This is a genomic window from Streptomyces fuscigenes (assembly GCF_021556455.1).
Classification (GTDB): Bacteria; Actinomycetota; Actinomycetes; order Streptomycetales; family Streptomycetaceae; genus Streptomyces; species Streptomyces fuscigenes.
This window is the reverse complement of the sequence record NZ_JAKGCV010000002.1, coordinates 22374-38229: the sequence shown is the minus strand read 5'-3', so window position 1 is coordinate 38229 and position 15856 is coordinate 22374. Positions and strand designations below refer to the sequence as shown.

General features: G+C 71.4%; 4 protein-coding genes. All 4 read left to right on the top strand.

The genetic code is table 11. The features are described 5' to 3' along the window. Window positions 1-349: 349 nt before the first annotated feature. The 4 genes from L1885_RS00585 to L1885_RS29060 all read left to right on the top strand — a co-directional run bounded on the left by L1885_RS00585 (window position 350) and on the right by L1885_RS29060 (window position 15813). Complete coding sequence (locus tag L1885_RS00585; protein WP_235794904.1) at window positions 350-1324, top strand: alpha/beta hydrolase; 975 nt, start codon at window positions 350-352, stop codon at window positions 1322-1324. Window positions 1325-1530: 206 nt separating this feature from the next. After that, window positions 1531-2418 (top strand): MBL fold metallo-hydrolase, encoded by an 888-nt coding sequence (locus tag L1885_RS00580; protein ID WP_235794903.1) that lies wholly within the window; start codon window positions 1531-1533, stop codon window positions 2416-2418. Between the two features lie 1210 nt (window positions 2419-3628). Then, window positions 3629-8614 carry a non-ribosomal peptide synthetase gene (locus L1885_RS00575; protein ID WP_235794902.1) on the top strand — a complete coding sequence of 1662 codons (4986 nt, stop codon included), beginning with the start codon at window positions 3629-3631 and terminating at the stop codon, window positions 8612-8614. Then, window positions 8611-15813, top strand: a complete 7203-nt coding sequence (locus L1885_RS29060) for a non-ribosomal peptide synthetase (RefSeq protein ID WP_235794901.1) — start codon at window positions 8611-8613, stop codon at window positions 15811-15813. Before L1885_RS00575 ends, L1885_RS29060 begins: the two co-directional genes overlap by 4 nt. The last annotated feature ends 43 nt before the right edge of the window (window positions 15814-15856 follow it).

The following is a 15856-nucleotide window of genomic DNA, read 5'->3' as shown; positions in this document are numbered from 1 at the left end:
CGCGGCTGCGAACCCGGGCGTTCCCCCCAAGGGCATGCACAGGGCGGGCCCGGTCGCGACGGAACCCCCTCGTCCACGCCCACGGCGAACCACGACCGCGCCCGCATCGGCACGGGCGAGGCTTCGCGGTGTGTTCGTCGCCAGCGCCGGCTTCAGCGGATGAGATCCGCCGCCACCGCGGCATCAGTGTCAGGGTGCCACGACCCAAATCGAGAGCGTTGCCCACCTGCTTGGAACACTTTCGTGCTCACGGAGCACGAACCACGCCCCCTTGACTCGCAACCAATGAAACGTGCCAGGTTTCGCTGCGTCGGCAGGGAGACCGCGCCAACGTCGAAGGAGATACGTCATGGCCGAGAGTGCCGCCGCAGGCCCCGAGGTCCCCGTCCTGGAACCCGCCGCGGCGGCCTTCGCCGAAGCCACCTCCCATCCGCCCTTCCTGTTCGAGCTGCCCCTTGCCGAGGGTCGCCGCGTGGTGGAGGAGGTGCAGACGACCGATGCGGCCAAGCCCGACGTCGACGAGGAGTGGATCGCCGTCGAGGGCGCCGCCGGCAGCGTTCCCGTGCGGATCGTCCGCCCGAAAGGGGCAACCGGCGTGCTCCCCGTCCTCCTCTACATCCACGGATCGGCCTGGGCCTTCGGCAACGCCCGCACGTACGACCGGCTGGTGCGCGAGCTTGCCGTCGGGTCCGGCGCAGCCGTCGTCTTCCCGGAGTACAGCCTGGCCCCGGAGGCTCGTTACCCGGTCGCGATCGAGCAGAACTACACGGTGGCGCGGTGGATCGTCCGGCACGGAGGGCAGCAGCGGCTCGATCCCGCGCGCATCGCCGTCGCGGGCGACTCGGTCGGCGGGAACATGGCCATCGCGTTGACGCTGATGGCCAAGGAGCGAGGGGACGTACCCCTCGTACGGCAGGTGCTGTTCTACCCGGTGACCGACGCGGCCTTCGACACGGCCTCGTACCGGCAGTTCGCCGAGGGCTACTACGTCAGTCGGGAGGGTATGCAGTGGGCCTGGGACCAGTACGCGCCCGACCCCGCGCGGCGCGCCGAGATCACCGCGTCCCCGCTGCGCGCCACGACGGAGCAGGTGAGGGGCCTGCCCGAAGCCCTCGTCGTCACCGGTGAGGCCGACGTGGTGCGCGACGAGGGCGAGGCGTACGCGAACAAGCTGCGCGCGGCGGGCGTCCCGGTGACGGCGGTGCGCTGTCAGGGCGCCGTCCACGACTTCGCCATGCTCGACGCCCTCAGCGAGACCCACGCCGCACGGGCCGCGCTCACCCTCGCCGTCACGGTCCTGCGCAGGGGCTTCGCCACGTCCTGATGACCAGCGATCGGACGCTGCGCGCACCGCGCGCCGACACGCGCTCGGTCGGGAAGGGGGCTGCGAAGGGGCCCGGCCGCGGCAGGGCCCCATGCCGCCTCGCTGATGCGACGGGACCGTGTGAGGGTGAGAGGGGACGGGGCCGGTACGGAGCCGGCAGCTCTGATGCCGATCGGACGGCGTGGCTTCCAGAGGGGAAAAGGATCATGCAACAGAAGAGCAAGCCCTTCGAACTCCCCGATGTCCGCATGCGCGCCCGCGAGCTGGCCGGCGGCGTGTACGCGGTCATGGCGGCCGACGTCGACGAGACCGACCACACCGCGACCAACGCCGGCTTCGTTGTCGGCGATTCGGGTGTGCTGGTCGTCGAATCGCTGAGCAACGGCCGGTTGGCCTCCCAGGTCATCGGCGAGGTGTGCAAGGTGACGTCGTCGCCCATCCGGTTCCTGGTCAACACCAGCTTCCATGGCGATCACTGTTTCGGAAACTTCACCTTCCCCGGGCAAACGGTGATCATCCAGCATGAGGCGACCAAGCGGGTGATCGACGACCGGTTCGAGGAAGACCGTCGGTTCATGATCGACCTGCTCGGCGCGAACGTCGGCATCGAGGAGGTGGTGGCCCGCTCGGCGGACCTGACGATCTCCCGGTCGTGCTCCCTCGACCTGGGAGGAAAGCATGTCGACATCGAGCACATCGGCTACTGCCAGACCGACGGCGACCTGGTCATCCGTGCGCGTGAGGACAACATCGCCTTCGTGGGGAACATGCTTCAGGCGCCGCCCCCGGCCATCCCGTGGTTGCTGGAGGGACGAGCGGGTGAGTCGCTGGCCACCTACCGGCGCCTCTACGAAACTCTGGACGACGACACCGTTGTCGTGCCGGGCCATGGCCGCACCATGCACCGTGCCGACATCCTGCACTCGATCGCCTACATCGAGAAGCTGGTCGCCCTCGCCCGGAGCGCCCGCGACAGGGGGGTGCCCGCCGATCGGGTCGGCGAGGAACTCGCGATGACCGATTACAGCGACTACAGCATGTATGAGTTCATCCACCTCCAGGTCAACGTTCCCGCTGTGATGAACGCTGAATGACTGGCTGGCGCACCGCACGGCGTGATTCCAGCAGCCGTTGAGGACCGGAGGCGTCTTGCTCTCAGCGCCTGTGGCCTCCTCCCGGAGGATGAACGAGCCGGAGAGCAACTGAAGGTGCGCCGCGACGCCGTCCCCGGTGGAGTCTGCCGGACCACTGGCTGACCGGCGGTGCCGCGATCCGAGGGAAGCCGCCCGGCGGGTGCGGGGGCGGCGTGGACAGGGCCTTGTCTTGGACATTCTGTGGGCGGCGGCCTCGTTGCCCCTGCGGATGGACGGGAGTCACAGGCGCGATCCTCAACGTCGGTGGGGGTTGCTGTCGCGGGCCGCAACTGAGGCTCTGGAACGCGGTGATTTCGTTGTACTCGGCGTCGACCTCACGCTGGGCCGGCACAATGCCGCCGTTGCGCAGGGCCGGGATCGGGTGGACGCAGCAGCCGTCGACGTGCGGAGCACCGCGCAAGGATGGCAGTCCTCCGCGCGCATTGCTCGCACCGGGCGGGAAGGCAGTTCCTTCCCGGCAGCGGGACCGGCCGTCGCGTGGCCGGCGAGCCAGCCGCTCATGGCCGCGTCCACCGCGTCGCCGTCGATTCGCTGCAAGACCTGGCCCGTGGTCGCCCAACTTCGCGCTTGGCGGGGCCGGTCCGGTCGCGCGGCCGGCTCCACGGTGGAGCAGCAGGGAGCGAGGGCGTCAGCGGCCCGCTCGGCGATCGCGGTGAGGGATCTCGCTCCCGCCAGGATCGCGCGGACATACGGCGCCGGGTGCCGACATCCCCTGAAGCGGCGTGGTCCGCTCGGACAAGATCCCCGGGCCACCACGTCAGGCAGTCCGCGAGAGCGGGCCGGACCTCGGCCCATGAGGTATTCAGTCCGGCAGGGGTGGGCAATGATGATGCGGCAGGCACGGTCTTCCGTAGTGGTGATCAGCGCGGTCAGCACTTCACTGCACCGGAAGCCGGACCCGCAGAGGGCACATCGGGTCGCGACGAATTCCGCCAGTCGTCCGGTTCATGTGTTCACAGGCCGAGGAGATGCTCCGAGGAGGCGCCACGTGAGTGACCCGTCCCATCCTGCCGCGTTGCCGTCGCCGGGGTCACTTGCGAGGCCCCGGCCTCCGGATCCGCGGCCGGGCGGGCCTGCGGCCCCGGGTGAACGGAGCCAAACTTCCCGGAATGTCGTTCCGGCGACCGTGCCGGAGATCTTCGCGCGGGCTGTGGCAGACACACCTCATGCGGTCGCTGTAGTGGGCGGGGACACGGTCCTGACGTACGAGGAGCTCGACGCGCGGTCGAGCCGGCTGGCGGGGGTGCTGGCCGGCCGGGGGGTGGGACCGGAATCCTTGGTTGCCGTGGTCATGGACCGGTCGGTCGAGCTGATTGTCGCCCTCCTCGGGATCGTGAAGGCGGGCGGCGCGTACGTACCGGTCGACGCCGGATATCCCGCAGGGCGGATCGCGGCCGTACTCGCCGACAGCGATCCGGTGCTGGTGCTGTGCGGGCCCAGCGCGGCGCTTCCCGGCCGGCTGGTCGTCGACGACGCCCTGATCACGGACACCGACGCCACCCCCGTTCACGAGGCGGCCGTCCTTGCGGACCATCCGGTCTGCGTCATCCACACGTCGGGATCGACGGGGGCTCCGAAGGGGGTGGTCGTGACGCACGGGGCGGTGGCCCGGCTGGCGCGTGAGGTCTCGTACGGACTCGTCGGGAACGACGATGTCGTGGCCCTGCTGGCATCCGTCTCGTTCGACGCGGCCACCTTCGAGATCTGGGGTGCTCTGCTCAACGGCGCCACCCTGGCGATCCCTCCCACGGGGCCGGTCTCCCTTCCCGTGCTGGGCGACTTCCTGCGGCGGCACCGGGTCAGCGTGCTGTGGCTGACGGCCGGACTGTTCCATCAGGTCGTCGACGCCGATGTCGAGGTGCTCTCCGGGGTGCGGTGCCTCCTCGCGGGCGGTGACGTGCTCTCGCCCGCACGCTGCAGGACCGTGCTGGACCGGCTGCCCGCCACCCGGCTGATCAACGGCTACGGCCCGACCGAGAACACGACCTTCACCACCACCCACACGGTGACCGAAGCCGGGAGGACCGTCCCCATAGGCCGGCCGATCGCCGGCACCCGCGTCCATGTGCTGGATTCCAGGCTGCGGCCGGTGCCCGTCGGGGTCACGGGTGAGCTCTACACGTCCGGGGCGGGCCTGGCCCGCGGCTATCTGGGCCGGCCCGGGCAGACGAGCGAGCGCTTCGTCGCCAGTCCTTTCGATCCCCGCGAGAGGATGTACCGGACCGGCGACCTGGTCCGGTGGGCCGCGAACGGCGCCCTCGAGTTCGTCGGACGAGCGGACGAGCAGGTGAAACTCCGCGGCTTCAGGATCGAGCCCGGCGAGGTCGAAGCCGCCGTGCTCGCCCACGAAGGAGTGACCCAGGCAGCGGTCGTCGTACGGGAGGACTTCCCGGGCCGGCAGCACCTGGTCGCCTACGTGGTGCCCGCGAGCGCGGACGTCACGGCTCTGCGCGCCCACCTGCGCGAGCGGCTGCCCGCCTCCATGGTGCCGGCGGTCGCGGTGGCTCTCGACGCCCTGCCGCTCACCGCCAACGGAAAGCTCGACCGCCGGGCACTCCCGGTGCCGCGCTACGCCACGTCGGCCGGCGGCGGCCCCCGGACCGTACGGGAGGAGATCCTGTGCAGGGCTTTCGCCGACGTGCTCGGGATACCCGACGTCGGCGTCGACGAGAGCTTCTTCGACCTGGGCGGAGACTCCCTGTCGGCGGTGGCCCTGCTGGAGCGGCTGCGGGCCCAAGGTGCTCCGGTCGACGTCCGGACGCTCTTCGCGGAACCGAGCGTGGCGCGGCTGGCGGCAGCGGCAGCCCCGCCCGAGATCGAGGTACCGCCGTGCCTCGTCCCGCCGTCCGCCCGGCGCGTCACCTCCGGAATGGTCCCGTTCTCCGGACTGTCCACCGAGGAGCTCGACTCGGTGCTCGCGGGGATCGGCGGGGGTGCCGCCAACGTCGCCGACGTCTATCCGCTGGCCCCGCTGCAGGAAGGCCTGCTCTACCACCATCAGCTCGGTACGGCCCGGGGCAGGGACACCTATGTCGTCCGGGAGGTGTTCCGCTTCGCTTCCCGCGCCGCCCTCGACGCCTTCCTCACGGCGTGGCAGCTGGTCATCGACCGACACGAGATCCTGCGCACATCCGTGGCGTGGAAGGGACTGCCGCACCCGGTGCAGGTGGTCCACCGGCACGCGACCCTGCCTGTCGTCGAGGTGCCCCAGGACGGCTCCGATGCCGTGCGGCGGCTGCTGGCCGTCAGCGACGGGCCGATGGATCTCGGCAGGGCGCCGCTGGCGGACGCCTTCGTCACGCCGGAGGGAGACAACTGGATCCTGGCGCTGCGGCTGCACCACATCACCCAGGACCACACCACCCTGGAGGTCGTCCTGGACGAGGTGGTGGCGATCATCCGGGGGGAGACGGCGACACTGCCGGCGCCGCTGCCCTACCGCACTTACGTGGCACAGGCACTTCTCGCGATGCCGGCCGAGGAACACCACACCTACTTCGTGAAACTCCTCGGCGACGTCACCGAGCCGACCGTGCCGTTCGGCGCGCTCGGCGTCCGCGGCGACGGCCAGGACATCGTCGAGTTAAGGCAGGCCGTGGACCAGGGCCTCGCCGAACAGGTCCGTGTCCGCGCGAAGCAGTCGGGAACGAGTCCGGCGGCGCTCTTCCATGTGGTGTGGTCACGGGTGCTGGCGGACATCTGTGGTCGCGACGACGTGGTGTTCGGCACGGTACTGCTCGGCCGTATGCAGGGGGGCGCGGGTGCCGACCGGGTCCCCGGCCCGTTCATCAACACCCTGCCGGTACGCGCCCGGACGCGGGGCGTGGGCATCCGGGACGCCCTGCGCGCCATGCAGGCCCAGCTCGCCGAACTCCTGGTGCACGAGCACGCGTCACTGGCCGCGGTCCAGCGCGCGGCCGGAGTCCGGCCGCCGGCGCCGCTGTTCACGGCACTGTTCAACTACCGTCACGAGACCCGGGCACCCGACACCTCACGCCCCGAGTTCGAACGCCTGCTGGAGAGCGAGCGGACGAACTACCCCCTCACCGTGTCCGTGGACGACACCGGGACCGGCTTCGTGTTCGTCCTCCAGGCGACCGGTGCGATCGACCTCGAAGCCCTCGCACACCGCCTGCGGGCGACCACCGAGGACGTGGTGGCCGCACTGGACGCGGACTCCTCCCGCCTGCCGGCGCAGCGGCCGGGGAGTGCGGCTCACCACGGCCCCGGTGGCAGGAGCGGGGACCCCGGCGTGCCGTCCGAAGAGGGCCGGCGGCGGGACCCGGAGGAGCAGCGGGTCTTGGAGGAGTGGAACGACACCGCGGTGCCGCCGCGCCCGGGGACGGTCGCCGAGATATTCGCCGCGCAGGTCCTCGCGGCACCTCAGGCACCGGCGGTCGTCTTCCGGGACCGCCCGCTGTCCTACGCGGAACTCGACAGCCGGGCCGACGAGCTGGCCTGCCGGCTCGCCGAGCTGGGCGTCGGACCCGGTTCCCCCGTCGCGCTCTTCCTCGAACGTTCCCCGGAACTCGTCGTGGCCACCCTGGCCGTGGTCAAGGCGGGCGGCGCCTATGTCCCCCTGCACGCGGGACATCCCGCGGACCGCCTCGCCCGGGTGATGGCCGACTGCGGGGCGCGGATCCTCGTGACGGACCGCGCCATGGCGCGGCGGGAGTTCGAGCATCGGGCGCACGTCCTGGTGCTGGACGGGGCGAGCGGCCACGGATCCGCGGTACACCCCCCGCGGCCGCGGGTGCACCCCGACGAACTCGCCTACATCATGTACACCTCGGGATCGACCGGAGTGCCGAAGGGCGTCGCGATCACCCAGCGGGACGTGGTCGCACTCGCCACCGACCGGCGCTGGGAGGGCGGCAATCACCAACGGGTTCTCATGCACGCCCCGCACGCCTTCGACTCCTCGACCTACGAGATCTGGCAGCCGCTTCTGAACGGCGGCACCGTCGTCGTCCTGCCGCCCGGGGACTTCGACCCCGCGGCCCTGCGCAGCGCGGTCGTGGACGGCGCCGTGACGGCGATCCTGCTGACCGCTGGTCTGTTCAACCGCCTCGCGGAGGAGGGAAACGACCTCTTCGGGCTGGTGCGAGAGGTCTGGACGGGCGGCGACGTGGTGTCCGCCGCCGCCGTGCGCCGCGTGCGCGAGGAGTACCCCCGTACGGTGCTCTTCGACGTGTACGGTCCGACCGAGACCACCCTGTTCGCCACCTGCGGCCGGATCGGGTCCGGCACGCGCCTCGACGAGGGTGTCCCCATCGGCCGGCCGATGGACAACATGCGGGCGTACGTCCTCGATGACGCCGTGCGGCCCGTGCCGCCCGGCACGACGGGAGAGCTCTACCTCGCGGGGGCGGGCCTGGCCCGGGGCTACCTGGGGCGCCCGGCGCTGACCGCCGAACGGTTCACGGCCTGTCCCTTCGGCCCGCCCGGGGAACGGATGTACCGGACGGGCGACCTCGTCCGGTGGCGTGCGGACGGGCAGCTGATCTTCGCAGGGCGCGCGGACGATCAGGTCAAGGTGCGCGGCTTCAGGATCGAGCCGGCCGAGATCGAGGCCGTTCTCGTGCGACAGCCCGAGGTGGGCCGTGCCGTCGTCGTCGTACGCGAGGACCGGCCCGGGGACAAACGGCTTGTCGCCTACGTGGTGCCGGCCGCGGAAGCGCAGGTGCGCACGGCGGAACTGCGTGAGCGGGTGGCGGAGGTCCTCCCCGACTACATGGTGCCCGCCACCGTCGTGACCGTGGCGGGCTTCCCCTTGACCCCGAACGGCAAACTGGACCGGAAGGCGCTGCCTGCCCCGGTGTACGGTGCCGCGCCCGGCACCAGGCGCAAGGAGCCCGTCAACCATCAGGAACGGCTCCTGTGCGAGATGTTCGCCGACGTCCTCGGGGTGCCCTCCGTGGGAGTCGACGACAACTTCTTCGACATGGGCGGCGACTCGCTGCTGGCCGCCCGGCTCGTCAACCGGATCCGTTCGGCACTCCACGCGGAGCTGATGATCGAGGCACTGTTCGAGGAACCGACCGTCACGGGGGTGGCGGCCCGGCTGGCCGCCGCGCCCGCTTCCACCCCCCGCCCCGCACTCCGCCGCATGGCCCACCCGAAGGAACCGTCGTGATCCCGGCATCATCCGCACAGAGCGGCCTCTGGTTCGTCGACAGGACCCAGGACACGGCGACGTACAACCTGCCGGTGGCGGTGCGGCTGGCGGGCCCGCTGAGAGCGGACGTGCTGGAAGCCGCCCTCGGTGACGTGACCGACCGGCACGAGAGCCTGCGCACCCGGTTCCCGGAACGGGACGGCGGGCCGGTGCAGGAGATCGTCCCGGGCCCGCAGGGCCGCCCCGTACTGCGCAGGGACCGCACCACCGAGGAGGGAGTGGCCTCGGCGCAGGCCGAGTTCGCCCACGCCGGATTCGATCTGGCGACCGGCCTGCCGCTGCGCGCCCTGCTGCTGGAGATCACCCCGCTGGAGCATGTGCTGGTCCTGGTGATCCACCACATCGCCTGCGACGGCTGGTCGCTGAAGCCCTTGTGGCGCGACCTGTCCCTCGCCTACACCGCGCGCAGCGAGGGCCGGGAGCCTCGATGGGAACCGCTGCCCGTGCAGTACACCGACTACACCCTCTGGCAGCGAGAACTCCTCGGCTCGCCCGACGATCCCGGCAGCCTCCACAGCAGGCAACTCGCCTACTGGCGCGGCGCCCTGGACGGCGCGCCGCAAGAACTGACGCTTCCGGCGGACCGTCCGCGCCCCGCGGTGCCCAGTCATGGGGGAGGCCGGGCGGCACTGACGGTCTCCCCGGTGCTGCACGACCGGCTGGCACGGGTGGCGCGCGAGCACGGGGTCACTCTGTTCATGCTGCTCCAGGCGTCGGTGGCCGGCCTGTTGTCCCGGTTGGGCGCGGGTACCGACATACCGATCGGCACGCCGGTGGCCGGACGCACCGACGAGGCGCTCGACGACCTCGTCGGTTTCTTCGTCAACACACTGGTCATCCGGACCGACCTGTCCGGCCGGCCCTCCTTCGCCGAGCTCCTCGCACGCGTGCGGGAGCGCAGCCTGGGCGCCCTCGGACATCAGGACGTGCCGTTCCAGCGACTGGTCGAGGAGCTGGCCCCGGCCCGCTCGATGGCCCGCCATCCGCTGACGCAGGTGATGGTGGTGCTGCAGAACAACGACGTGACGGGCCTGGACCTTCCCGGAGTGGATGCACGGCACTGTCTCATCGAACAGCCGGTCGCCAACACGGACCTCAACTTCGAGTTCGACGAGCGCCCGGACATCGAAGGACGCCCGGCCGGGATCCACGCCGTCCTCACCTACGCCACCGACCTGTTCGACCCGGGTACGGCGCAAGCGATGCTGACCCGGCTCGTACGGCTGCTGGAGGCAGTTGCGGCCGACCCCCAGGTGCCGGTCGTCTCCATCGACCTGCTGTCCGGGGACGAGTGGCGGAGAGTCCGCAAGCCGCACGAGGAGGTCCCTGCAGGGATCGCGCGGGCAGGGACACTTCCCCGGCGGTTCGAGGACCGGGCCGCCGCGAGCCCGCACGCGCCGGCGGTGGTGGACGCGGACGGCACGCGGATCACCTACGGCGAGCTGAACGCCCGCGCCAACCGCCTCGCGCGCCTGCTCGTGGAGCGTGGCGCCGGCCCCGAGACCCGGGTCGCCGTGTCGCTGCGCCGCTCCGCGGAGCTGGCGGTGGCGCTGCTGGCCGTGCTCAAGAGCGGCGCGGCGTACGTGCCGCTGGATCCCGACTACCCGGCCGGCCGGGTAGTCCACATGCTGCGGGACGCGGACCCCGCGATGGTGGTGACATCGGGCGGCACGGTCGCGCCCGGCCGTGGGCTGCCGGCCGTGGTCCTGGACGCGGCGGAGACCGTGGCGCGCCTGGCCGCGCTCCCGGGCGCCGACGTGAGCGACCAGGAGCGTACCGCCGCCCTGCTGCCGTCGCACCCGGCCTACGTGATCTACACCTCCGGATCGACCGGCCGCCCGAAGGGCGTCCTGGTGCCGCACACCGGTGTGCTCCGGTTGTTCGGCGCCACGAGCCACTGGTTCAGGTTCGACGCGTCCGACGTGTGGGCGTGGTTCCACTCCTTCGCGTTCGACTTCTCCGTGTGGGAGATGTGGGGCGCCCTGCTCCACGGCGGACGGTTGGTGGTGGTGCCCGTCGACGTCGCCCGCTCGCCGGCCGGTTTCCTCGCGCTGCTGGCACGTGAGCAGGTGACGGTGCTGAACCAGACGCCCTCGGCGTTCTACCAGCTGGCCCGGGCCGACGCGCAGGATCCGGAGCTGAGCGCCCAACTGGTGCTGCGCGTCGCAGTGTTCGGCGGTGAGGCCCTCGACGTCCAACGGCTTGCCGACTGGCAGGAGCGGCACGGCGACCGGAAGCCGCTCCTGGTGAACATGTACGGCATCACCGAGACGACGGTGCATGTCAGTTACCAGGAGCTGCGGGGCCGCACCGGCGGGGCGGCGGCAGTCGGCGCGATCGGGCAGAGCATCCGGGACCTCACGGTGTACGTGCTCGACGAGAGCCTCCAGCCCTGTCCCCCCGGAGTGCCGGGAGAGATCTACGTGGCGGGAGCCGGCCTTGCCCGCGGATATCTGGGACGTCCCGGGCTCACCGCGGGCCGGTTCGTGGCCGATCCCTACGGGCCGCCGGGGCGGCGGATGTACCGGAGCGGCGACCTGGCACGGTGGAGCGCCGACGGGACACTGGAGTACCTGGGACGCGTCGACGACCAGGTCAAGATCCGCGGCTTCCGGATCGAGCCGGGTGAGGTCGAGGCCGCGCTCACCGGGCATCCGGCGGTGTCCGCGAGCGCGGTCGTGGTCCGCGAGGACCGGCCCGGCGACAAGCGCCTGGTCGCTTATCTCACCGTCGCGGGCGAAGCGCAGGGCTCCGACGGAGATCAGCTGACATCCGATGTGCGGGCCCACAGCGCAGCGCTGCTGCCCGACTACATGGTTCCTTCCGTGTTCGTGGTGCTGGAGGCGTTTCCGTCGACGCCGAGCGGCAAGCTGGACCGGCGGGCTCTGCCGGTTCCGGAGGTGAGGGCGGCCGCCACCTCGCGGGCACCCCGTACGACGACGGAGCAGGCCTTGTGCGCCCTGTTCGCCGACGTCCTGGGCATGGACGGGGTGGGTATCGACGACCACTTCTTCGAACTGGGCGGCCACTCGCTGCTCGCCACCCGCCTGGTCAGTCGCATCCGGAGCACCCTCGGCGCCGGCATCGAGGTCCGCACCCTCTTCGAAGCACCCACCGTCGCCCAGCTCACCACCCGCATCGACACGGCGGGCGGCCGCGCTCTGCCGCGCCCGGTCCGCAGGCCGAGGCCGCGGCTCCTGCCGCTGTCCTCCGCGCAGCGGCGCCTCTGGTTCATGGACCGGATGGAGGGGCCCAGCCCCACCTACAACATGCCCTCCGCGTACCGGATCAGAGGAGACCTGGACACCACGGCCCTGCGGGACGCGCTGGCCGACGTGGTCCGCCGGCACGAGAGTCTGCGCACGGTCTTCCCCGACACCGCCGACGGGCCGCACCAGCACATACTGCCCCCCGAACAGGCCCGCCCCGACCTGCCGGAACGTGCCGTGACGGCGGACACGGTGGACGCCGCGATCGCGCGGTCCTTCGCCCACAGCTTCGACCTCACCGCCGAACCCCCTCTGCGCTGCGTGTTGCTGGCGCTCTCGCCCACGGATCACGTGCTGGTCCTGGTGCTGCACCACATCGCCGGCGACGGCTGGTCCATGCTGCCCCTCCTGCGCGACCTGGGGGATGCCTACCTGGCCCGCACTGACGGCAGGCAGCCCGGCTGGGACGAACTGCCGCTCCAGTACGCCGACTACGCTCTGTGGCAGCAGGAATGCCTCGCCTCACAGCACGACTTGGGAAGCCCGGTCGGCAGCCAAGTCGCCTACTGGCGCGAGCATCTGGCAGGACTTCCCGACGGCCTGCACCTCCCCACGGACCGGCCGCGGCCCCCGGTCCCGTCCTCTGCGGGTGCGAGCGCCCAGGTGGCGATCGGGGCGGCCCTGCACGCCCGGCTGGTCCAGCTCGCCCGCTCCCGCCAGGTGAGCCTGTTCATGATCATGCAGGCGGCGTTCGCCGTACTGCTCTCCCGGCTGGGCGCGGGCACCGACATCCCGATCGGCACACCCGTGGCCGGACGCCGGGACGACTCCCTCGACGACATCGTCGGGATGTTCGTCAACATGCTGGTGCTGCGCACCGACCTGTCCTCGGACCCCGGCTTCGCGGAGCTCCTCACCCGGGTCCGGCGGACGGATCTGGCGGCCTACGACCACCAGGACCTGCCGTTCGAGCGGCTGGTGGAGATCCTGAACCCCGAGCGCTCGGTCTCCCGGCACCCGCTCTTCCAGGTGATGTGCTCCCTGGACAACACCACCCGATCCGGGCTGAGCCTGCCCGGGGCGGTGGTCGAAGAACTGCCGGGCCCCCGCACGGCGGCCCGGTTCGACCTGTCGCTCAGTCTCGTCGAGCACCACACCCCCGACGGTCGCCCCGACGGCGTCGACGGAGTCCTCCAGTACGCCACCGAGCTGTTCGACCGGCGCACCGCGGAGGCGATGACGACACGGCTGCTGCGCGTACTGGAGGCGGTGGCGGACGACCCCGACGTCCGCATCGGATCCATCGAGATCCTGTCCGACGAGGAACGCGGCACTCTTCTGACGAGCTGGAACGAAACGCGTGACGACGTCCCCGTGCGAGCCCTTCCGGACCTGTTCACGGCACAGGTCCTGAGGGATCCGCACGCCACCGCGGTCGTCTTCGCGGGCACCCGGCTCACCTACGGTCAGCTCGACGCCCGGGCCAACCGGCTCGCCCGACTGCTCATGGCCCGCGGCGCGGGACCCGAGCGGATCGTCGCCCTGGCGCTGCCCCGGTCCGTCGACGCGATCGTGGCGCTGCTGGCCATCAGCAAGGCCGGAGCCGCCTACCTGCCCCTGGACATCGACTACCCCGCCGAGCGCCTCGCGTTCATGCTGCACGACGCGAGGCCACTGTTCGCGGTCACCACCGGCGAAGTCGCCGGCGGGCTGCCCCGCATCGCCGAGTTCCCGCACATCCTGCTCGACGACCCCGCCATCCAGGAGGCCCTGGACCGTGCCTCACCGGCCGAGATCACGGACGCCGAACGCCTCGCTCCGCTCCTGCCCGCGCACCCCGCGTACGTCATCTACACCTCCGGATCCACCGGCTGCCCCAAAGGCGTCCAGGTCACCCACCGCGGCATCTCCGGCTTCGCGACAACGCAGCGGGAACTACTGGACATCGGACCGCGCAGCCGCGTCCTGCACTTCGCCTCGCTCAGCTTCGACGCGTCGACGGCGGAGATCTGCCGGGCCCTGCTGTCCGGCGCGACACTGGTCGTGAGCCTGCGCACCGTGTCCGGGCCGAACGGGCTGGCCGAGACGGTCACCGAGGAACGGGTCACCCACGCCTTCCTGCAGCCCAGCGTCCTCGCCGCCGCCCCCGACCTGTCCCTCGACGGCGTCCGAACTCTGACCGTCGGCGGCGAGGCGTGCCCGCCCTCCCTCGTCGGGCCGTGGGCCGCCGGCCGCCGCATGCTGGTGTTCTACGGACCCACCGAGGCCACCGTCCTCGCCACCCGCCACCGGATCCGTTCCGAGGACGCGGCTCACCCGTCCTCTGCCCTCCCGATCGGCACGCCACTTGCCAACACCCGGGCCTACGTGCTCGACCCGGGACTGCGCCTCGTACCCGCCGGGGTGACAGGCGAGCTGTACCTCGGAGGCAGAGCTCTCGCACGCGGGTACCTGAACCGCCCGCGGGTAACCGCCGAGCGATTCGTCGCCTGCCCCTTCGACGCGCCGGGCGAGCGGATGTATCGCACGGGAGACCTCGTGCGATGGAACCGGGAAGGAGAGCTGGAGTTCGTCGGACGCGCCGACGACCAGGTCAAGGTCCGGGGCTTCCGCATCGAGTTGGGCGAGGTGGAGTCGACCCTCGACCGGCACGACGGTGTCGCCCAGGCCGCCGTCGTCGTCCGCGAGGACAGGCCCGGCGACAGACGTCTGACCGCCTATGTCCGCCCCGTGCCCGGAACGGTCCTCGACCCCGCGGACCTGCGGGGATTCGTCGCGCGGACTCTGCCCGACTACATGGTTCCTTCCGCGTTTGTGGTGCTGGAGGCGTTTCCGTCGACGCCGAGCGGCAAGCTGGACCGGCGGGCTCTGCCGGTTCCGGAGGTGAGGGCGGCCGCCACCTCGCGGGCACCCCGTACGACGACGGAGCAGGCCCTGTGCGCCTTGTTCGCCGACGTCCTCGGGATGGATGGGGTGGGTATCGACGACCACTTCTTCGAACTGGGCGGCCACTCGCTGCTCGCCACCCGCCTGGTCAGTCGCATCCGGAGCACCCTCGGCGCCGGCATCGAGGTCCGCACCCTCTTCGAAGCACCCACCGTCGCCCAGCTCACCACCCGCATGGGCGCCGCACCCAGTGCGTCCACTCTCGTCACACCGATGCCGATCAGGGACAGGGGAGTGGGAGACCCGCTGTTCTGCGTCCCACCGGCCGGCGGACTGAGCTGGGCGTACGCACGTCTCCTGCCGTATCTCCCGGCCGAACAGCGTGTGTACGGCCTCCAGGCCCGAGGGATAGCCCAAGACGAACCGGTGCCGGAGACTGTCGAGCAGATCGCCGCGGACTACATACGCCAGATACGCGGGATCCAGCCGCACGGCCCCTACCGGCTGCTCGGCTGGTCCTTCGGCGGGGTCAACGCCCACGCCATGGCTGTCCAGCTCCAGCAGCAGGGTGAGCGAGTCAGTCTGCTCGGCTTGCTGGACGCTTACCCCGGTGCACAGGCCGACGGCGAAGGCGAGGCGGACGACACCGCCCTCCTCGTGGATCTCGCCGGCTCCCTCGGGGTGCCGGTCCTGCCGGAGGAGACCGACGCCCTGTCACCCCGGTGGCTCAGGGACCGGCTGCGGGCAGGCGACCACCCTCTGGCGGACATCACCGAGCGGTCCCTGCGCGCCATGCACCGCGACTACAGGATCGCGCGCAGAGCGCGCCACACACACGTTCCCGGGGTCTTCGAGGGAGACGTTCTCGCGTTCACCGCGCTGCTGAGCAGGCCGCCGGCGCTTACGGCCGCCGGTGCCTGGTCACCCCATGTGAAGGGGACGATCACGGAGGACAGCATCGCGTGCCGGCACGAGGACATGCTGCTTCCCCCGCACGTCGCCGGCATCGCGCAGTCGCTCGCGGCGGCGCTGGGACCCCCTGGCGGCGGCCACCCCGCGTGAGACACACTTCCGCGCTGTGAGCCCGGTGCCGTCGTGGCACCGG

Bases quoted from the DNA above. Each gene is read 5' to 3' on its own strand.
- L1885_RS00580 (WP_235794903.1), top strand. From the start codon at position 1,531: ATGCAACAGAAGAGCAAGCCCTTCGAACTCCCCGATGTCCGCATGCGC.
- L1885_RS00585 (WP_235794904.1), top strand. From the start codon at position 350: ATGGCCGAGAGTGCCGCCGCAGGCCCCGAGGTCCCCGTCCTGGAACCC.